Origin of the sequence: Shewanella sp. S23-S33 (assembly GCF_043359565.1) — a bacterium.
In the GTDB taxonomy this organism is placed as follows: Bacteria; Pseudomonadota; Gammaproteobacteria; order Enterobacterales; family Shewanellaceae; genus Shewanella; species Shewanella oncorhynchi.
Genome location: NZ_JBHFFD010000056.1, coordinates 1 through 17,466 on the forward strand (window position 1 = coordinate 1; position 17,466 = coordinate 17,466).

The window sequence follows — 17,466 nt, forward strand, 5'->3', positions numbered from 1 at the left end:
GTGCGAAAGGTGCCGATGGTGTGACCACGTACACTTGGATTAAATACAGCGATAACGCCGATGGCACGGGGCTTTATGACGCGCCCACGGTGAACACCAAATACATTGGTATTGCGGTAAATAAGACAGTGCAGGCGGAATCCTCAGTTAAGACGGATTACGTGTGGTCGCAGTTCAAAGGCGACCAAGGCCCGCAAGGTGTGCCTGGTGCTACCGGTGCCAACGGCGTAACCACGTACACTTGGATTAAGTACGCCGACAGCGCGACCGGTACGGGCTTAAGTAACGATCCCACGGGCAAGGCATACATAGGTTTTGCGTACAACAAAACCACGGCCACGGAGTCGAACACGGCCGGCGATTACACTTGGTCACTGGTTAAAGGTGAGCAAGGTAATCAGGGCGTACCAGGTGCGAAAGGTGCCGATGGTGTGACCACGTACACTTGGATTAAATACAGCAATAACGCCGATGGCACGGGGCTTTATGACGCGCCCACGGTGAACACCAAATACATTGGTATTGCGGTAAATAAGACAGTGCAGGCGGAATCCTCAGTTAAGACGGATTACGTGTGGTCGCAGTTCAAAGGTGACCAAGGCGAACAAGGTTTACCTGGTGCTAATGGTTTTTCCGGTGCTGGGTTTTATCGCCTGATTAACTCCAACGGCATTTGGCCTGGCGATGGTGCTGCTAATGGCCTGTTTTATACCGCCTTTGGTCGCTATCCGGTTATCGATGATGTGTTGACGTTCTACAACACCAACGGGTCAACGTATACCACGAAACGCTGCACCAATGCCGGCAATGGCAGCACGGCAACGTGGGCGGCGGCGGCGTTATTGCTTCACGGCGATATGATAGCGTTAGGCACTATTTCAGGCAGTCGTTTGATAGCCGGCACTGAAATTAGTGCGCCGTTTATTCGAGGCGGGCAAATTGAGATCGGCGGCGCAAATGGCACTTTTTCCGTTGATGTTAACGGCGGAGTGTTAATTAAATCAGCGGGAACTAATGCGCGCATGGAGATCATTAACGACCGGCTACAGGTTTACGATGATACCGGCATGTTGGCCGTAAGAATTGGGAGGTTATAACGTGGCATTTGGTTTAGCAGCCTATCTAGGCGGTATTGAGATTATCAATACCGCCGAGCCATTTAGTATTTTTTACACAGTTAGGGTCACAGATTTAAAAGTGGGAACCATAACTTTTACTTTGCCAAGTGAGGCGTCAAATAGTGATGTTATTCCGTTTTATGGCCCGTCATCGAGATTAACTGACGTTACGTTATCTATGGGAGGGGCGACAAACGCAAAGGGGAAAATATCTGCAATAACAATTACAGGGAAAACAGTTTCATTAACCGTGGCTAGTTTAACTAGCTACGGTGCTACGACTATCCAAGTATCATTTTTCAATGCTAAGGGGGTGCCATGTATGGCATCGAACTAAGATCACAGCGAGGAAATCAGTACATATCAAATAAAACATATCCATTATTATATTGGGGGTATGTCGATGTGTCGTATACAAAAGGTGATGCAAGTGTTTTTGGATATGTTTATCAGCGCCTGTTTAATTTACCAATGGATGCAAATGTAACTATTGCTGTTAGGACGCTATCAGTTAATAGCAATGTTGTTGGTACAAATGGCGCTTATATTTTACCAACAAAATTTGGAGAAGGTTGGCACCTTGCCATTTCAGGTGAAAATGAAACATTTACAGCTAGGGTATATGTATTTGTTCATGCGAAAGATATTATAAAACCTAAATATGGCATTGCAGTATTTGATCAAAGTGGACAGATAATATTTCACAATAGACGTCCAGCAATTGCTTATAAAGAAATGTTCTACACTGATTTAAATAAACCTTTTGTTCAATCTTCGATATCAGTCGGTTATAAACCCGCCGCCGTTGTATGGTCGATTAAAATACAAACTTATAATGCTGGTTATTATCGATATTATCCATCTGCACATAATGTTGGTAATGGATATGGCATTGGTATAACAAGAAGTTATTCCCGTGCTGCGGCGTATGACTTTGAGCTAAGTAACATTGTTTATTATCCGGTGATCGATGCCGGTTATTTTGAACAATTCCCCAATCTCGGAAATTATCCTCAGTAAATTTTAGGAACGTCTATGTCTCAATGGTTGCAATCAGCAAAGGCCACGGTTTCGGCTGGGGCTGCGGTTATTTCATTTACCGACAACAAAGATTTCGCCAGCGTTCGCGCCGGCGATGTTGTGATGCTTAATGGTCAGATTTGGCAATGTGCATCAGGTACTCGTCCAGACAGTGCCGGCAAAAGCACCGTTACTTTAGCGGCCCCTTGGCCGTATACAGGTGCCAGCAATGTTAATGCGTTTGTGTTTCGTACCACGCATGACTTGTTACAGTTAACCAGTGACGCACGCAAGCTAACCAATATCACCAAGGCGTTATTAGCGGCCCAAGAGGATATTTTAAAAGGCACAACTCCGACAATAAATGTGCCGATCGGGCTTGATCCCGCGACCGGCAACGAGGAAGTGATCGCAGTTACGCCTTGGCAATATGTCATCAATGTGGTTAATGCGAGCCTTGGCAATATCAGCGCAATTGGTGCCATGTCACAAGCGCAGTTTGATGCAATACGGGCTCAAAACAATGAGCAGTTTGCAGCAAGTGGTTTTGTGCATTTTGGTAAACAATTACCAACAGGATTATCTACTTTAGTACCAATTAATGAAGGTATGACTTCTATAGCTGAAGTTGGGAATGCTAATTTACTATTATTGGGTAGGTATATTTCTGCAACAAATGCATCTGGTAAATCAACAAAAGAATACCCAGTTGTTAATATAGCTGGGGTTATCACACATATTGAAAAATTAAATTTATCCTCAACCAGTACCCCTTCTATTGTTAAATTCCCACAAGCTCCTGATGGTAAAGAAACATATAACAAATCTACTGGTGTTGTTACTAAACATACAACAGTTACCGCAGCATTTAACGCTCAGGCAGCAGACCCAACTAACGTTGAAGTAGTTACTGACCGTGTTGACATGTGGGGTTTTGAAGCGTTTTTAGAAGAAGTTAATACTACTAACCCTTATGTTTATCCAAATGGCTTGATTCAATCCCAAGCTACAACTATGGATGGCATTGCTACTTCGGCCAGTGCTCGACCAGTAACTTATTATGCAGTGTTCGATGGTGATACTGGTTCAAAAGGTAAAGGGTTAAACTACTTTGCTTTGAGTGATGCTAATAAAAAGAAAGTATTAGCTAATTCTAAGAACAACTTATATTACCTTGCAGATGGTCGATTGGTTCAATGGCGTTTGCGCCAAAGGTCCTTTGCTGGGACTGGGAATGGTGATTGGTATGATATTGAATCCACTTCACCTAACATTTTGCAATTTACATCAAGTAATAACACCCGATTATCACCACAGGGTTTTAGGGATGCGCCTTATATTAGCCCTAACCAATCTTACTTTGCAGGTCACGGAGGCTCAGGTGCCTACGCTAAAAACCCAAGTGTTGGTCTATTTTCAGTTGGTGGTACTGTATCTGAGGGTGCTGGTTTATTTTCAGAATGCTACTTATTAATCTGTGGTACAGTTAACCGCTTAAACCAAGGGGCTTACCACCATAGTTTTAATCCTAGTGGTACTTCAAGGATTTGGGATTCAACAGGAACTGCACCATTATTTTGGCATCAAAGTACTAGAATATTTAATTCCATATCAGATTGTTTTGATTTTGATACAGGAGCTAATGCTGATGCTCGTAAGTTAAAAGTTATTTCAGCGCAATTCTCTAAGCCATTTAATGGCTCTATAGGTTCTAATTATCCGGCTAGACCCGATGGGCGTGTCTATGACGCTATCTATGCCGATGGCCAAGGGGGCGTGTGTCGAGATATGCGCTACTCTGCAAATGGGGTTGATTTAGTTGATTTTGCAGAAGCTGACCAAAAGGTTAAAAACGGTACTTATCGTGGTTATGAAAGAAGTTTGTATAGCCTTGTTATTCCTGTAGTTTCTAACTTAGTTGGCTCAAATACTGTTACTTTCCCTGATAATGTTACGAGGATAAGTAAACCAGTAAAAGGAGAAACTATTTATATAGTTAAAGCTGGAGTTATTACTAAGCATACAGTTACTAATGATAATTGGTACTTAAATAATAAAATGATTTTTACTCCGGCAATTGACCTTGTTTCAGGTAATCACATTGTTGCTTCTGCACGGTTATTATCTTCCGTTGGCGGTTCATTCCTGCAAACTGATGTAATTGGTAATCCTGCTAATATCCTTGCAACTCCACAATTAGCTAATGGTTGGCAAGGTAGTTGGGGCGGTGTAGCAGAACTTGGTGGGGTAAATAAGTCCGGAACTAGAAAAATGATTTCAAGTGGTACACTTGTTTATACAACTAATAATGGTACAACTTGGTTAACTTCTATTCTTCCTCAACCAAATGTTAGTAATACTATTACAACTACTTATTCAACTAATGAGGTACGTATTTGTCAATATCAAGCCTTTTCAAAACAAACAGAGGTTGCTGTTAATAGCGTGGTCTATGGGGGCAATTTAGGTATTGGTGAGGTTAGCGCAAATTCAAATTATCGAATGGAGAATGGAGCGCTATTATTTGAAAGCTTAATAGGTAAAATACCAGTAAATTCCCTGTACTTACCCCCAAATCGATTCGGTGGAAATTTTGCTATTACTTCAAAATTTCTTACAAATTTAGGTAAGCTTGATGGAACATATCTTCCAGAACATTTTGCCCTATCTTTAGGTACGCCAAATAATAGTAGCCCTGCTATAAAAGCATTAAACTATAACGTCAATCTAAACCAACAAGCATTTATCCAGTATGCTTATACTGAGCTTATGCATAATGGAACGAACTGGGGTGATGATGGCAAGATGACTATTATCGATAACCAATCAACTAAGACTGACTTAAACGGCAATACCGTTTTAGTTGGAACGGCCAAGTTAAAAGAGCCTATCGGCTGGATAAAGAACAAGGTGTAACCATGATTTTAACGATTTTTTACGAACTCGATGATTCGGGTTCTCCGGTGCTCGATGAGCACAAACAGCCAATAATTCGCCATCGGCCAGAGTCAAAAACTCTGGCCGATGTGCTTTTAGTCACTCGCTTACATGCCGATCATCCGGCAATGCACTATGTGATCGATAAGTTTATCGAGCTGTACGCTGTCACGCTTCAATGGGATTGGTTCGATCAGTATCAAGCATGGATTGAGCGTAAAGCGGATGCTGAGGTATTGCCCGAGATAGCCCTCGATGCAGATATTGATCCGATAGTGTTTGAGCCGTTCGCTGAGCCTGCGCCTTTGCGGGCCGAGTTGCTGCCGGTGGCGCAGTATCGCGAAGTGCTGCTTATTGATGGCATTAGTATCGATGAGTATCTATTCCGTGTGCTGCGCTTTAATGCGGTGCGCTCGATAACGGTCGAGGTTGACGGTTTAGTGTTTGATGGCGATGAAGATAGCCAGCGCCGAATGTTGGCGGCTATTCATGCGTCAGAGGATGCCGGTATCACGCAAACAATTTGGCGACTCGCTGATAATAGCCAAATTGCGGTAAACCTAGAGCAGCTGCGTGCCGCCCATGCGGCGGCAATTATTGAGCAGGGCAAACTATGGACTAAAACATAATCTTAGTTTTATTTGTCATTGATTTTTATCAGATCCACAGGTTTAATACTGTTTAAATATACAGTTGTTTTGGAGGGTGGATGCAGTCAAATAGTATTATTGTCCTAGGGGATCAGGCGCAAACGCTAGAGAATTTGGGGGAGTATATGCACACGTTGCAGCTAATGGCTGCTGATCCTGATATCGGGGGTTTAGGTTTTAGTTTGATGGTGGCTAATGCGTTGGCCGCTATAAATCACTTGAGATCCACGGCCCCGAGTGACAGTATGAGTGGTTGAGATCCGAGACTGCGAATGACTCAGATCCAAATAAGATATTTTTTTCGTGATCTATTATCTCAATCTGTGATAAATTGATCTCGTTTCTCGCCCTGCTGTGTTTTTTAGGTGGGGTTTGATGAAAAGTTAAACGCTAGATGGAGAAAAGCCCCGAGTGTTCAGGCTCGGGGCTTTTCAAAATCGATATTGTAAGTTCCAGAAAAAAACCAACAAACTCGACTGGCAAAATCAGTTTATTAGTTTTTCTGGGCTTACGCAAGCCGCCAGAGAATAATAAACATGGATATATTGCAAAAATCAAAGTGCCTGCGTAGGCGCGGAACGCACTCCACAGTGTGCAAAAACCGTTTCCCTGAATATCAAGTTCCTGAAAATCATACTAAAAGGCTGGCATTTATTGCCGATCTTGTTAGCGCATCACAGGCCCGCGATGTTACCCAATCCGATGTTGCGGTATTATGCCGCCGCCAAAATAGTACCCGCCAAAAACGCTTTTATACCGACCGCGCTCGCGCGATCAACGCTTTACATGCGGTATTTGCTGAGCATGTGAATATGGCAACCTTCCAAGTCAGGATATCGATCCGCAATGCTAGCGATGCAGCAAGGCTCACAACGGTATCTAAAGCTGAACTAGACAAAGCCGCCGCGAATCCAGCTTATGCCGCCCAGGTGTCTATTAGCCGCGCCAGCCGCGCGTTTAGGGATATGATCGAGTTGGGTTGGATTATTGCTGATGAACAGTGGCAAGTGTGGGATAAGGCCGCCGGTGCTTGGATTGATAAAGTGTTCGAGGTCACAGAGCTATTTTTTAACGCAGCGGGTATCACCACTGATCGGGTAATGAAAATTCACCGGCAGCGTATGGCGTGGATCACTAAGAGGGGCGACATGGGCCTAACGCCCGAGCAAATCGGCAATATGTCGATTACTCAGTTGAAGGAACACGCGCGCACAGTCTACCGCCATAAGGCGTTTGAGCGCCGCGCCAAGGATCATGCCCGCAAAAAGGTTATTCGTCAGCTGCAAGAGGGCGACCTAGCCGCACAGCGCCGCATTGCGCAAAATCGGGTGCTCGATGCCCTTGGTGATGAAATCCGCTTTTTAGATAAAGACCAGTTTAAAGATCTCGTTAACCGTGAAATCGCTATGCTACGTAAATTTAGCGGTGTAAGCGCACCACCTCACTGATCCCGTCTTATCCTCCTGTCACTATGCCGAGCTATGCCTCGGCGTTTTGCGTTGCCTAATTGCTGTTTTAGCCCCGTCTTGGCCGTGTCCGGCCCGTTCATTCTTACTCGATCAGCGCCAGTTCGCCGGCGTATAACCAGATAACCAATCTTACCCACAACAAAGCGCAAGGCTGTTTTTAACAATGTGCCAACGCCTTGTTTAATGTGCAAAATTAAACTGCTCTTTAATTTAATACAGATGCTTTCTTATTACGCCCATGCAAGCATGGGATAAATGCCTCAACTAGCAGGCCAGCAAAAAGCGCTGGCCGCCGTTGGAGTCGAAAGAAATGATGCCTCGCCATTTCCTAGCTTCGCTAGGGGCGAGATCACAAGCCGCGCTATACGTTGGGTTTGTCTACGACCGTTTAGCCTCTGTGTGGCTTATAGCCCGCTTGCCTGCGGCGCTAGCTCGCAAGCTCGCGGTCTAGCAGGGAGAATTTGCAACCACTGTGCCAAATCGCTAATAATGCGATGATATTTAGAACGGAGCTTATAAGATGGCCAAGGCGTTAGAACAAACGATTAAAGCGTGTAAGCATTGCCAAAAAAAGACAGTACATAATCGAACTACGAATAAAACGGGTTTAATTATGTTCCTGGTGCATATTGTTTTAACCGTAGTCACTGCGGGGATTTGGTTGGTATTGTTGATTATTTGGATGATCTTAAATGCCAAGATTGGCGGCTGGACATGCCAAGAGTGCGGCAAGTAGCGTCTCAAAACTGATTGAGTTTTGAGACAAATCAACAGCTTAAGCTATTTTTGGTTATGTTAATCGGCTTGCCTGCCTTAATATCTGTTTAATATTTTAATATTGTGACGGGTCACGGGCAGGATATGCGGTTTGGTTATGCGCTTAAATGTGTTGATGATCATGATCTCAAACTGCAACTTGAAGCGCTTAAAGCGGCGGGTTGTGCGGATATTTTTACTGATACTATCGATCACATAAGCGGTTCTCGCCCTGCTTTTAGATTGTTACTGAGTAAACTTTCGCGCGGTGATGTATTGATAGTGTGGCGCTTAGATAAATTCGCCTTGAGTGTTTATGATCTTAATCTACAAATATCCCGCTTGTATCGTCTAGGTGTTGAGTTCGTCAGCTTGCAAGAGGCTATCGATACCGACAGTTCGGCAGCGCCACTACTGTTAAATCTGTTTTCAGCGATGGCCGAGTTTGAGCGCAATATTAAATCTCGCCCTCGGCCAACTGGCCGCAAACCAATGATCACAGATGAAATGCTAGCAGAAGCTAAACGGCTTATCTCTGAACGGGTATCTGTGACAGATGCCGCTAAAATAATCGGGGTTTCTCGGGCGACATTATATCGTTCACTAAAAAACTAACCGTCACTATCATGGTGTCGGTGTAGCATCATTATTAAGGTTACTAGGGCCGTGCGCGCTTCTGGCGGCAATACCCTTGCCGCTGCGGCTACGTCCCACGGTGTAGCTGTACTTATCCCTAAGCTATCCAAGCAAATATCAAGATCAGTGGTATTTAACCCTTTTAGCAGCGCGGTATAGTTGCGCAGCTTGATATCGCTTGTTCCAGACTCGATCCGCTGATAAGTCTTTACTGATACGCCTGCCATGATGGCGGCTTGTTCCTGGGTTATCTCGGCTGCGATCCTCCTTTTCGTCAGCGCTTTAATAGTTGGGTGTGTCATGTATCACGCTCAATAGGACAATTTTGACTTAATCAAAACCAGTTTAGGACAATTTTGGGTTATGCGTATTTACAGCATAGCGGTTTGCATAGATATTGCGGCCACGCCCTAGAGCGTGCACTCTAAAAAAAGGATTTATGATGCCCCAGAATAGTATTGATGTGTTTAGTAAAATGGATGTTGCAATGAGTTTATTGCGTTGCGCAGACAATGCTTTGTTGTCGGGGGACGACTGTAGTTTAGATGTTGTAGCTACTCACATAGCAGTGGTAGACATTTTAACGGAGGTAAAGCACGCGCTTATGGCCGCGTGATAAATAAAGAAAGGGCCGCTATAGTGCGGCCCTGCTTAGTTAATCTTCATCGATAAATCGATCAAGGTCGCTAGTTATCACTAGCTGTACTTGCGCTTGCTTCCCGTCTATTTCGAGTGTACCTAACCAAATTGTATCGGTGCCGCCTGTTGATACTAAGTATTCATCGGGGCTCGTTAGCATGTGTTTTATGGTTTCTTTGGCAATGGTGCTAGCGTTGTCGATTTGCTCATTATCATAGTGAGCATTGGCAAAGGTGCCGATCATTGTGCGCCCCTTAGCCAGTGGTTAATGATGGCGTTACGCATTGCGGCTGGCTTAGTTGCAAGGAACGAGAATAAGGCCCAGCTGGGCGCGTTGATTAAGTCTGTTAGACTCATTTTGTTAAGTGCGGTATAGTTTAGTTGAAACATAGTGTCACCTCATTATGTTTGGCCGGTGTTGATGTGAGAGTCCCACCGGCTTATTTATGTCTTCAATTAAATTAATCCAATTAATTTAATTAATCAAGTTAATTCAAATCATCTTCGGCTTGTTTATCTTCTATTCCCTCCATTGACTTTAAAAAACCGAGCGCCCAGCTTTTTCCTCCATCCCATCCTGTGCCGCCGTCAGGCCCATAACCATCTAGAATGGCTTTGGTTATCGCAATCGCCAGTTCTGCGGCTTCGCTACGCCCGCGCGGTAACTCAAAGCCGGCTAGCTTTAGGGTCATTTCTAACTCAGTCAGTTTGCGGTTTTGATATTCGCTAAAGTTCAGCCCGACCACTTTACGCTTTACCAGTGACTTTTTAGGCCCTGGCTTACCGCGAGGGGTTTTGCCATCGATAACGGCGGCTTGGCCTACTTCATTGCCCATGCTGTTATTGTCTGCCTTGGTTAACCATCCTGGCGCGTTGCTCATTTCAAAACCTCCTCTAATATTTTGTTCATGTCTTTTTGCGCTTCCCGTAGTCCGTACAAGCCTTTTAGTTCTGGATCAAATACGGTGCGGCCAAGGCCCGTGGTGCGCTCATAGATGGCGCGGTTAGGTATTAGCTTAATAGTGTTATCTTCTGCCATTTTGGCTTTGACAAAATCCCTGTGCTCAGTTTTGCGCATATCGGCCATTGAGATCACTTGTACCACTTTTAAGCCTAGCTGCTTGAGTTTTGGCAGGTGTTTAGGCACTACGCCATAGGATAGGCGGGTTGGCTGATACGGCATCACCACCACGCCGTTAGGGGTATCTGTGGTGCTGGGTGTCATATCTACGATCACGATATCCACATTGGGCTTTTCTTGCGGCCAATGCTTCGCTACCTCAAACGGGGCAAAGCCATCGCTACCTAACCAAGCGCAAGATCCCTGCGGGTCGTCATCGATAAGTAATACCTTATAACCCTTTGCGGCAGCGGCACCGGCTAGGTTAAAGCTGATAGTGCTCTTACCTACACCACCCTTTTCATTCCATACGCTAATTACTTTCATGTTGTCACCTCATAGTTGCCTGCAATCAATATAATCAGATTAATCAAGTTAATCAAGTTAATTCGATTAATTAGATTAATTTAAATAAAGCTAGACAATTAGGCGCAATGCGCCTAGTATTGATTTCGACGGGGGCACACAGAAAGCCACTCGTTTCGAGGGGGCTAGTTGATGCCGCTGGAGAAACGAATGAAACTTAACGATGTTGCGACCATTAAGACGAACTACCCTGATGCTGATTTCTGGCTAGTACGTCGAGGCTCTTTAAAAACCTGCGGCAAGCCTGTGATGGAATACAATCCAGAACATATAGGCGTAAAGGTCACTCGAACTGATGTGTTTTTGCCTCGATACTTGTTTTATGTATTCGAGGCGCTACATTCACTAAGGCGATGGGAGCCAATAGCCACAGGGACATTGAGCTTGGTTAACATTCGGGTTTCAGACGTTCGAAATATCGAGCTGTCACCGATGTAAGAGAAGGGGCGCAAGCCCCTAATCTTTTAACGATTAAGGGCACAATATGAAGATTGAGATCCCAAGCATACGCGAACAACAAAAAGTGATTTTTGAAAAATCAACGCAAGCGGCCATCGAGCAGCTGCGCGCCAATTTGGCCGCGCCGGTGTTACCTGGTATCACCGAAATTAACGAGGCTGAATATTCGCGTGATCACTTGCTTGATAAGGATGCGGGATGGGTTGCGCCTGATCCTGATTTGGTGGCGGCATACTTTAGGCACTTTCAAACGGCATTTCCTGAGTATGGATCTGATGGCAAGCTCGCGGCTCTGCTTGGTGTATCGAGTGACCGGCGCATAAGAGAGTTTAAATCAGGGGCTAAAAAGGTGCCCTATGATATCTGGCGGCGCTTTTTGGTTATGACTGGCCGCGCGCACCAGGATGTGATTAAAGTCTTTGGGTTTATGGGGTGATATATGAGCATTAAAAATATTGAAGGAACGACTTCATTTGGGATGATGTATTTTGTTTGCAATGCAGAATTGCATTTAAGCAGTCATCATGGGCTTTTTATATGTTGGCCTGTTGATGATGTGCATATTTCTAAGGTTAAAAATCCTGATGATTATGGGGTTACATGGTCATTATGCAGTAATGATCGTTCAACATCACTTAAGGCAATACTGACTGAAGATGAAGCGCTGCTATTTGCGGATGCTCTAGGCTGTGAAATTAAAATAATTGAGCGCCCAGCTGGATAAAATAACACTGTTAAACAAAAAGCCCTCATATCGAGGGCTTTTTTATTAGCAGTCTTAGGCGTTGTAGTCGATGGACTTTAGATCGTCATCGTGAACAATGCCAGTTTGAATCTCATTCACTTTATAAAGCCAGTTATGTGCAAAGTCTATTGTGTCATTACTGGGCTTTAAACCCTGCTTTGGGGCCGCGCACAGGTGCGTTCCTGTGCTTGGATCATAGGTCATCAAACCGCCACGCCCTGATTTATGCAAGTAAAGCAGCCCGCGCCCGCTAAATGTGCTGCCATCTTCACGGGCCATAGTGAGGTTTTGCGGCCAGATGATAAGGTGATCTTGGCCCTTGTGGAATATGCCCGCGCCGGTGTTATGTGCCAGTTCTTTATGTAATGCTTTTATTTTATCAATTGCGCGTTGTGTTTCTGTGCGCGCTTGGTCGCGCTCTTTACGCAGCAAAGCGCCATCCCGCTTTGCTTGTGCTTCACTCTTAACTAATGCCGCATTTTTGGTTTTAACATTGTGGATTTGCTCACGGAGCTTAGCGGGATTGTCGCCGCCTTTAAGTTTTGTTAATTCCTGTTGTACAACTTTTAACTGTGTTTTCAAGGTGTCGCGTTCACGCTGTACAGCCACAGATGCGTTAGCAATGCGTTCGGCTTCTAGGGCTAATTCGCGGCATCGTTTATTTTCAGACTCAATTAATTCATTTAATTTAATTAATTCGGTTAATTCTTTTTGTTTTTCGGTGTGGGCGCGTTTCCAGCTTTCGCCTAGTTGCTCACTGAGTTTTAGCGCGGTTTCGATGTTTTCATAAGATTGAGTGAGGTCATTAAAGCGGGTGACAAATGCGGCTAGCAGTCGATCCACTTCACAGTTTAATAGCGATTCGTCAGATGGAACATAAATGGGGGCTTGGTGCGTCATGGTGAGAGTCCTTATTTTGCGGAGTATTCAATTTTAATGGTGCCGTAAGGGCCGAATAATTTTGCAAAGCCGTCTAGGTTTGGCCCTAGGTAAGTGATAACGCTGCCCTTGGTCACGCCTACGGCTTTTGAACCATCGGCTAGGGTGTAGTTAACTCTGCCATCGGGGAATAACTGCGGGAATTTTAGCAGCGGTCTAAACCATCCCTCTGAGCTTGAACAAAAGCAGATGATCACTGCTTCGGTGATATTGCCGTTTTGATACTCGGTTATCAGCTTATTAATCCAGGCATCATTGCCAGCAATGTTTTCAGTGATGTGATACCCGCGATTTTTGCAGGTTTTCTTTTTGCATTTGGCGGTGTTATCAGGGCAGGCTAATTCGCCGCGATGAAAGGGGTGATTCATCCACACTTTACCCGTCCAAGATTGGCTTAGGCCGTCCTGTTCTTCGGTGTAGTAACGCGTTGCCTTGATCCGTTGATTGGCAATTTCATTGCTTGCTGGGTCTAGATCTATTTGCCCCATAAGACTGAGCGCTAAGTTCGGCCACGGTTCGGGGGTATAGTATTCAAAATCGCCGCTGGTTTGGTTAATCAGATTGGCGTTGTTTTTATCGGTCATACGCTTTGATTCCTGCCTGTGTTACCTGTTTTTACTCTGGCTATTGAGGTTGGGCTTTTTATTCTGGTGTTGCGATTTAGTCTTAATGCTTCATCTGATAGCTGGGCGCTGAGACACGCGAGCACTAAGCACAGGCATTTAGTGGATAAGATCCCCAGTTGCCATGCGCGGCTGATCATGTGTGGAGTTGTTTTGGCTCCTAATGCCGCCCGTGTATCGAGTTCGAGCATTCTTAGCTCAACGGTTGAGTACCCAAGATGATCGGCTATTGCATTGGCATCTAAGCCGCTTGCGTAGTCGATTAGCATTTGCTCTTGTGCGGAGTCCAAAAAATCACAGTGGTTTAGGGTGATATCCATATCGATTGCGCCTTATTCGTGTTCGCTAACTAACTGGCCTAGTTCTGCGCGCGCGTCCTCGGCCATCATGCCGATTGCTTCGCTCAAGTTGAGGATTAGCGCGGCGTTGTCGAGTTCGGCTAGATCCATTTCGGTTATCTGCAATGTCATTGCCTTAATTGCTAACAGCTTGCCGCCTACGCGATTGGTGCGGCGTACTAACGCGCGGCGAATGTCCAAATGCGCTTTATCAACACTGATTTTGCCGTCTGCTAATTGTTGTACTGCATTACTGCTATTCATACGCATAATCTCAAATTGTGTTTTTTATATTGATTTTTGTGTTACATATCTCGAAACGGGATATTTGCAGGCGAAAAAAAACCTAGCACAACGGCTCGGTTTATTTATCCCAGTGGATATGCCCTATTTTTTTACCAATGATTTGGTATCTCTTTAGTTCATCGGCAGTGACCGTTATGTCAGGGTATTGGTCTTTGTCGTCACACGACAACGTAAAATCACCGCTTAACTCAGGTCTTATGTATCTAAAGAAAGTTTGGTCTGTTGCCGTTTTTATAGCAAAAATACCAGGGGTTTTTGGGTCTTTTATTGCGATATTCACTATCACAGCATCCCCAGGTATTAATTCTTTGATACTGTTGTCTCTTACATTTAGCGCAAGCAAATATTCTTCTTTTAAGCCTCGCTCTGCCAGCTTATCAATATTAAACGCAACATCGTTTACTTCTGCTTTTGCTGGCATTTCGCCACCAGTCAGCATTGCAAACCCTGCGGCATCAACATCACTCATATTCGGTGATATTCCGGCCAAATAAGAAAGTGATACTCGCAGTGCCTTAGACATTCTAATGAGAGTATCGATCTTGGTTCCTCGCAGCCCAACTTCATAGTTTCCCCATGTGCTTGGGTCTATTGGAGGCTGCGCCTGTGCTGCGGCTTCTCTTATTGTAAGGCCGCGCGCTTTACGCGCTGAGGCTATCCGCTGCCCGACTAATATCATGTAGTTTTCTTTCATTGCATCCATCCGCTGCCAAATTCTTATTAGCTTACCACAAAATGTATTAAGCAATGCAAATATAGTTGTAAAATCTTCAATTTGGGATAATAATTATCACAAATTGCATTATCGAGCGGGTGAATAGTGATATTAAAGGATTGGCTGACTAAAAATCGCAAAACAGCGGCTCAAGGGGCGGCGTTTTTCGGAGTCAAAAAAAGCTCGTTTAACAGTTGGTTATATCTATTCCGCTTCCCAGCATCACGCACCTTAGCAGTGATTGAGTTACGCGCCCCTGATCTCGATGTGAAAGCGTGGCGCATCGAGTATTTACTTAAACAAGACGAGGTTAAGCAGCAATGATTTTGGCGATAGTAGGGAGTGATAGCACGGTTGTAGATGTGGTTTTGTCTGATTTGCACCGCATCGGCGGCAGTAGGGTTCAAACATTAAATTTAGAGTATTTGACGGACATAAAGGCCCGCACGAATCGGCTTGAACTCGAAGTGTCAAGCAAGGGCTTTAAAGGGTCTATAAAGGTGATCCTAGGCATTAAAACGAATGACGAACTGAATTTATTGCGTCAGCGCGGGGCTTTAGTCGCGCATGTTTATGGCGCAATGGGCGATTTGTATCGGCATTTGAATGTTATTAAATCGGACTTTTTTGTGTCGCCGTCTCACGCGCGCCGTCAATCCCATGTGTTTAGCCCTGAGCAGTTGATCAGCGAGGGCGAATTTAGGTTACTCAAAAAGATTAATTCGCCCGTTCAATTAGTTAAGGGGCGTTAATGGCCGCTGATGCGCTTATCGATAAAACCAAGTTGGCGGCGCTTGATTGCCAGCTTGAAGAATGGGCGCGTTGGGTGCATCGCGGCGGGTTTGACTTACGTCAATCGTCAATGTTGGCGCGATTAATAGAGAACAAAGGGCTGATCCTGTTTGACGGTAACGGCGGTTCAATGCCGATGGATATCAGCAGCAGGGAGGCAAATATCGAGGCGGCATTGATGCGGCTATCGAGTAAATCCCCTGATGATGTGGTGTCGCTGCGGTTTGAGTACGGCGCGATCCGTATCGATAAAAAACATGCTTGCGAGTTTACGACACAGCGTAAGCGAGCACTGGCAATGGGTGTAAGCCTGAGAACGTATCAAGTCCGCATTTCGCGGGCTAAATCATTTTTAATAACTGAACTAGGTATTTGATATGAGCATTATGCGTGAACACTTCAACACTTTTTACCCTCTGCGTGATTCGAGCGAGCGCGGCCAAACCAAGCCGAATAAACATCGAGTTGATACCCGCCGCCGCATCGAAGAATTGCAGGAACGCCGCCGCCTCAAAGAGCAGTTTTCGCTGTAGTTATCCACAAATTTTGTGATTAAGGTGTGAGCAATGACCGTCTTATCTATTCAATTCAGTGACACAGCGATTAAGCGCGCCTTGACTGATAAGGCGGTCACTGAGCTTAAAGATCCGCGCTATCCGCTGCGCTTGCGTATCAACAAGGCCCGCACGGGTGGCAGCTGGCACCTAGTTACCTACCACAATAATAAAGCCAAGTGGGCCAAGGTGGCCGACTGGCCGTTAGTCTCGGCTAAAACCTTAATTGAGACCTCGCCAGAACTGGCGGTTAAGCAGCGCAAAGGAGCCGAGGCGACCATTGATAACTGGGAGACATGCCAAGGGTTATTAACCTGGTATCGCGACCGTGCGCTAAGTGATCGCGGCTTAAGCCTTAAGCGCAAGGTCAGTATTAAGTCGTCAGTCAATAAACACTTACTACCTGTATTTGGATTAATTCAATTAACTGAATTAAATCATGTGATGATTGAAGATTTATTTATGTGGCCGTCATTGGGCCGTTATCAACCAGGAACCATGCGCCAGCATTTCGCGATATTAAAGAAAGCCTTTAAACAGGCGCATAAACAAAAGCGCATCGCTAATAATCCGTTAGCGAGTTTGTGCTTTACTGATTTTTATGAGCACAAGATAACGGCGAAAGATGCCAAGTTATTTGAAAAGGATTTGCCGAGTTTATTAAATGAGATAGCCGAGGCTAAACCATTCGCTAAAGTGTTTGCGTTTGTGATGTTGGCCTATGGTTCGCGCATCGGTGAAACCCGTCAATTGAAATGGGATTACCTCGACTTTGACAATAAAAAGTTAGTGATACCCGCTGAGATAACTAAAACAAACACCACTCTTAAATTGCCACTCACTGATTTAATAATTGAAGTGTTGCTATGGCATAAGTTCAATCAAGGCTTATGGGGTTATCGTGGTGCTTATTTATTCCCGTCAGCAAATAAAGTTAAACCATTAAGCGAAGTACAAGCCAATGAATATATCCAAGGGGTGAGCAATGGCCGCTGGACTGCGCACGATTTACGAAAGTTAGCCCGCAGCATGTGGCTAGATTTATCTATCGATTACATCGTTGGAGAGCAGCTAGTAAACCATAAGTTAAGCGGCTTAGATCAGGCTTATATTCATACGCACATCGAGGAACAAAAGCGGCTCGCGAGTGAGAAGTGGCATAACCACATTAAGACGATTTTAAACCCGTTCGCGACCAAGACAATAGCAAGATCCCATGTTAAAGCCAGTTAGCTAGAACCGTTGGCAGAGTAGGCGCTAAACCATGTTAAGAACATCTTACAC

At 44.9% G+C, this 17,466-nt stretch carries 25 protein-coding genes and 1 pseudogene; 17 read left to right on the top strand and 9 right to left on the bottom strand.

The window, feature by feature from the left end:
- The 9 genes and pseudogenes from ACHA99_RS15125 to ACHA99_RS15165 form a co-directional block, all read left to right on the top strand.
- Nucleotides 1-1,097: pseudogene (locus ACHA99_RS15125) on the top strand (hypothetical protein); the annotation flags it as partial.
- 1 nt (nucleotide 1,098) lies between these two features.
- On the top strand, nucleotides 1,099-1,455 hold the full coding sequence (locus tag ACHA99_RS15130; protein ID WP_393943580.1) for a hypothetical protein: 357 nt from the start codon (nucleotides 1,099-1,101) through the stop codon (nucleotides 1,453-1,455).
- Complete coding sequence (locus ACHA99_RS15135) at nucleotides 1,437-2,138, top strand: hypothetical protein (protein WP_393943582.1); 702 nt, start codon at nucleotides 1,437-1,439, stop codon at nucleotides 2,136-2,138. The genes ACHA99_RS15130 and ACHA99_RS15135 overlap by 19 nt, the downstream gene beginning before the upstream one ends.
- A gap of 15 nt (nucleotides 2,139-2,153) precedes the next feature.
- The gene (locus ACHA99_RS15140) at nucleotides 2,154-5,054 is read left to right on the top strand and encodes a hypothetical protein (protein ID WP_393943584.1); all 2,901 of its coding nucleotides are present in this window, start codon (nucleotides 2,154-2,156) and stop codon (nucleotides 5,052-5,054) included.
- A gap of 2 nt (nucleotides 5,055-5,056) precedes the next feature.
- The gene (locus ACHA99_RS15145) at nucleotides 5,057-5,704 is read left to right on the top strand and encodes a DUF4376 domain-containing protein (protein WP_393943586.1); all 648 of its coding nucleotides are present in this window, start codon (nucleotides 5,057-5,059) and stop codon (nucleotides 5,702-5,704) included.
- A gap of 80 nt (nucleotides 5,705-5,784) precedes the next feature.
- On the top strand, nucleotides 5,785-5,982 hold the full coding sequence (locus tag ACHA99_RS15150) for a hypothetical protein (RefSeq protein WP_393943588.1): 198 nt from the start codon (nucleotides 5,785-5,787) through the stop codon (nucleotides 5,980-5,982).
- A gap of 333 nt (nucleotides 5,983-6,315) precedes the next feature.
- Nucleotides 6,316-7,173, top strand: a complete 858-nt coding sequence (gene repA / locus ACHA99_RS15155) for a plasmid replication initiator RepA (protein WP_393943590.1) — start codon at nucleotides 6,316-6,318, stop codon at nucleotides 7,171-7,173.
- A 541-nt stretch (nucleotides 7,174-7,714) separates the two neighbouring features.
- The gene (locus ACHA99_RS15160) at nucleotides 7,715-7,930 is read left to right on the top strand and encodes a hypothetical protein (protein ID WP_393943592.1); all 216 of its coding nucleotides are present in this window, start codon (nucleotides 7,715-7,717) and stop codon (nucleotides 7,928-7,930) included.
- 125 nt (nucleotides 7,931-8,055) lie between these two features.
- On the top strand, nucleotides 8,056-8,565 hold the full coding sequence (locus ACHA99_RS15165; protein ID WP_393943594.1) for a recombinase family protein: 510 nt from the start codon (nucleotides 8,056-8,058) through the stop codon (nucleotides 8,563-8,565).
- Here the strand turns inward: ACHA99_RS15165 and ACHA99_RS15170 are convergent.
- The 4 genes from ACHA99_RS15170 to ACHA99_RS15185 all read right to left on the bottom strand — a co-directional run bounded on the left by ACHA99_RS15170 (nucleotide 8,562) and on the right by ACHA99_RS15185 (nucleotide 10,672).
- Nucleotides 8,562-8,888, bottom strand: coding sequence for a helix-turn-helix transcriptional regulator (locus tag ACHA99_RS15170; RefSeq protein WP_393943596.1), 327 nt, complete (start codon nucleotides 8,886-8,888; stop codon nucleotides 8,562-8,564). The genes ACHA99_RS15165 and ACHA99_RS15170 overlap by 4 nt on opposite strands.
- A 353-nt stretch (nucleotides 8,889-9,241) precedes the next feature.
- On the bottom strand, nucleotides 9,242-9,469 hold the full coding sequence (locus ACHA99_RS15175) for a hypothetical protein (protein ID WP_393943598.1): 228 nt from the start codon (nucleotides 9,467-9,469) through the stop codon (nucleotides 9,242-9,244).
- A 244-nt stretch (nucleotides 9,470-9,713) separates the two neighbouring features.
- Nucleotides 9,714-10,106 (bottom strand): hypothetical protein, encoded by a 393-nt coding sequence (locus ACHA99_RS15180; RefSeq protein WP_393943600.1) that lies wholly within the window; start codon nucleotides 10,104-10,106, stop codon nucleotides 9,714-9,716.
- Nucleotides 10,103-10,672, bottom strand: coding sequence for a ParA family protein (locus tag ACHA99_RS15185; protein WP_393943602.1), 570 nt, complete (start codon nucleotides 10,670-10,672; stop codon nucleotides 10,103-10,105). Before ACHA99_RS15185 ends, ACHA99_RS15180 begins: the two co-directional genes overlap by 4 nt.
- Nucleotides 10,673-10,861: 189 nt before the next feature.
- Between ACHA99_RS15185 and ACHA99_RS15190 the strand changes: the two genes are divergently transcribed.
- Genes ACHA99_RS15190 through ACHA99_RS15200 form a run of 3 tightly spaced genes read left to right on the top strand, consistent with a single transcriptional unit; the run spans nucleotide 10,862 to nucleotide 11,894 of the window.
- On the top strand, nucleotides 10,862-11,149 hold the full coding sequence (locus tag ACHA99_RS15190) for a hypothetical protein (protein ID WP_393943604.1): 288 nt from the start codon (nucleotides 10,862-10,864) through the stop codon (nucleotides 11,147-11,149).
- A 46-nt stretch (nucleotides 11,150-11,195) separates the two neighbouring features.
- The gene (locus ACHA99_RS15195) at nucleotides 11,196-11,606 is read left to right on the top strand and encodes a hypothetical protein (RefSeq protein ID WP_393943606.1); all 411 of its coding nucleotides are present in this window, start codon (nucleotides 11,196-11,198) and stop codon (nucleotides 11,604-11,606) included.
- 3 nt (nucleotides 11,607-11,609) lie between these two features.
- Nucleotides 11,610-11,894, top strand: coding sequence for a hypothetical protein (locus tag ACHA99_RS15200; RefSeq protein ID WP_393943608.1), 285 nt, complete (start codon nucleotides 11,610-11,612; stop codon nucleotides 11,892-11,894).
- A gap of 54 nt (nucleotides 11,895-11,948) precedes the next feature.
- Here the strand turns inward: ACHA99_RS15200 and ACHA99_RS15205 are convergent, their stop codons facing one another.
- The 5 genes from ACHA99_RS15205 to ACHA99_RS15225 all read right to left on the bottom strand — a co-directional run bounded on the left by ACHA99_RS15205 (nucleotide 11,949) and on the right by ACHA99_RS15225 (nucleotide 14,815).
- The gene (locus tag ACHA99_RS15205; protein ID WP_393943610.1) at nucleotides 11,949-12,815 is read right to left on the bottom strand and encodes a hypothetical protein; all 867 of its coding nucleotides are present in this window, start codon (nucleotides 12,813-12,815) and stop codon (nucleotides 11,949-11,951) included.
- A gap of 11 nt (nucleotides 12,816-12,826) precedes the next feature.
- The gene (locus ACHA99_RS15210) at nucleotides 12,827-13,438 is read right to left on the bottom strand and encodes a DNA N-6-adenine-methyltransferase (protein WP_393943612.1); all 612 of its coding nucleotides are present in this window, start codon (nucleotides 13,436-13,438) and stop codon (nucleotides 12,827-12,829) included.
- Entirely contained in the window at nucleotides 13,435-13,797 is a 363-nt protein-coding gene (locus ACHA99_RS15215; RefSeq protein WP_393943614.1) for a hypothetical protein, read from the bottom strand. The genes ACHA99_RS15210 and ACHA99_RS15215 overlap by 4 nt, the downstream gene beginning before the upstream one ends.
- 12 nt (nucleotides 13,798-13,809) lie before the next feature.
- The gene (locus ACHA99_RS15220; protein ID WP_393943616.1) at nucleotides 13,810-14,079 is read right to left on the bottom strand and encodes a hypothetical protein; all 270 of its coding nucleotides are present in this window, start codon (nucleotides 14,077-14,079) and stop codon (nucleotides 13,810-13,812) included.
- Nucleotides 14,080-14,179: 100 nt separating this feature from the next.
- A complete protein-coding gene (locus ACHA99_RS15225; RefSeq protein ID WP_393943618.1) occupies nucleotides 14,180-14,815 on the bottom strand; it encodes an XRE family transcriptional regulator in 636 nt (211 codons plus the stop codon).
- A 126-nt stretch (nucleotides 14,816-14,941) separates the two neighbouring features.
- On the opposite strand from ACHA99_RS15225, the gene ACHA99_RS15230 reads away from it, so the two are divergent.
- Genes ACHA99_RS15230 through ACHA99_RS15250 form a run of 5 tightly spaced genes read left to right on the top strand, consistent with a single transcriptional unit; the run spans nucleotide 14,942 to nucleotide 17,415 of the window.
- Nucleotides 14,942-15,160: a hypothetical protein gene (locus ACHA99_RS15230; protein WP_393943620.1), complete on the top strand. Its 219-nt coding sequence runs from the start codon at nucleotides 14,942-14,944 to the stop codon at nucleotides 15,158-15,160.
- Nucleotides 15,157-15,588, top strand: coding sequence for a hypothetical protein (locus tag ACHA99_RS15235; protein ID WP_393943622.1), 432 nt, complete (start codon nucleotides 15,157-15,159; stop codon nucleotides 15,586-15,588). Before ACHA99_RS15230 ends, ACHA99_RS15235 begins: the two co-directional genes overlap by 4 nt.
- On the top strand, nucleotides 15,588-16,004 hold the full coding sequence (locus tag ACHA99_RS15240) for a hypothetical protein (protein ID WP_393943624.1): 417 nt from the start codon (nucleotides 15,588-15,590) through the stop codon (nucleotides 16,002-16,004). Before ACHA99_RS15235 ends, ACHA99_RS15240 begins: the two co-directional genes overlap by 1 nt.
- Nucleotide 16,005: 1 nt before the next feature.
- A complete protein-coding gene (locus tag ACHA99_RS15245) occupies nucleotides 16,006-16,161 on the top strand; it encodes a PA3496 family putative envelope integrity protein (protein ID WP_393943626.1) in 156 nt (51 codons plus the stop codon).
- A gap of 33 nt (nucleotides 16,162-16,194) precedes the next feature.
- Nucleotides 16,195-17,415, top strand: a complete 1,221-nt coding sequence (locus ACHA99_RS15250) for a tyrosine-type recombinase/integrase (protein ID WP_393943628.1) — start codon at nucleotides 16,195-16,197, stop codon at nucleotides 17,413-17,415.
- Nucleotides 17,416-17,466 lie beyond the last annotated feature (51 nt).

Coding starts and splice junctions, on each gene's coding strand:
- ACHA99_RS15135 (WP_393943582.1), top strand. CDS start 1,437: ATGTATGGCATCGAACTAAGATCACAGCGAGGAAATCAGTACATATCA.
- ACHA99_RS15140 (WP_393943584.1), top strand. CDS start 2,154: ATGTCTCAATGGTTGCAATCAGCAAAGGCCACGGTTTCGGCTGGGGCT.
- ACHA99_RS15145 (WP_393943586.1), top strand. CDS start 5,057: ATGATTTTAACGATTTTTTACGAACTCGATGATTCGGGTTCTCCGGTG.
- ACHA99_RS15150 (WP_393943588.1), top strand. CDS start 5,785: ATGCAGTCAAATAGTATTATTGTCCTAGGGGATCAGGCGCAAACGCTA.
- ACHA99_RS15160 (WP_393943592.1), top strand. CDS start 7,715: ATGGCCAAGGCGTTAGAACAAACGATTAAAGCGTGTAAGCATTGCCAA.
- ACHA99_RS15165 (WP_393943594.1), top strand. CDS start 8,056: ATGCGGTTTGGTTATGCGCTTAAATGTGTTGATGATCATGATCTCAAA.
- ACHA99_RS15170 (WP_393943596.1), bottom strand. CDS start 8,888: ATGACACACCCAACTATTAAAGCGCTGACGAAAAGGAGGATCGCAGCC.
- ACHA99_RS15175 (WP_393943598.1), bottom strand. CDS start 9,469: ATGATCGGCACCTTTGCCAATGCTCACTATGATAATGAGCAAATCGAC.
- ACHA99_RS15180 (WP_393943600.1), bottom strand. CDS start 10,106: ATGAGCAACGCGCCAGGATGGTTAACCAAGGCAGACAATAACAGCATG.
- ACHA99_RS15185 (WP_393943602.1), bottom strand. CDS start 10,672: ATGAAAGTAATTAGCGTATGGAATGAAAAGGGTGGTGTAGGTAAGAGC.
- ACHA99_RS15190 (WP_393943604.1), top strand. CDS start 10,862: ATGAAACTTAACGATGTTGCGACCATTAAGACGAACTACCCTGATGCT.
- ACHA99_RS15195 (WP_393943606.1), top strand. CDS start 11,196: ATGAAGATTGAGATCCCAAGCATACGCGAACAACAAAAAGTGATTTTT.
- ACHA99_RS15200 (WP_393943608.1), top strand. CDS start 11,610: ATGAGCATTAAAAATATTGAAGGAACGACTTCATTTGGGATGATGTAT.
- ACHA99_RS15205 (WP_393943610.1), bottom strand. CDS start 12,815: ATGACGCACCAAGCCCCCATTTATGTTCCATCTGACGAATCGCTATTA.
- ACHA99_RS15210 (WP_393943612.1), bottom strand. CDS start 13,438: ATGACCGATAAAAACAACGCCAATCTGATTAACCAAACCAGCGGCGAT.
- ACHA99_RS15215 (WP_393943614.1), bottom strand. CDS start 13,797: ATGGATATCACCCTAAACCACTGTGATTTTTTGGACTCCGCACAAGAG.
- ACHA99_RS15220 (WP_393943616.1), bottom strand. CDS start 14,079: ATGAATAGCAGTAATGCAGTACAACAATTAGCAGACGGCAAAATCAGT.
- ACHA99_RS15225 (WP_393943618.1), bottom strand. CDS start 14,815: ATGAAAGAAAACTACATGATATTAGTCGGGCAGCGGATAGCCTCAGCG.
- ACHA99_RS15235 (WP_393943622.1), top strand. CDS start 15,157: ATGATTTTGGCGATAGTAGGGAGTGATAGCACGGTTGTAGATGTGGTT.
- ACHA99_RS15240 (WP_393943624.1), top strand. CDS start 15,588: ATGGCCGCTGATGCGCTTATCGATAAAACCAAGTTGGCGGCGCTTGAT.
- ACHA99_RS15245 (WP_393943626.1), top strand. CDS start 16,006: ATGAGCATTATGCGTGAACACTTCAACACTTTTTACCCTCTGCGTGAT.
- ACHA99_RS15250 (WP_393943628.1), top strand. CDS start 16,195: ATGACCGTCTTATCTATTCAATTCAGTGACACAGCGATTAAGCGCGCC.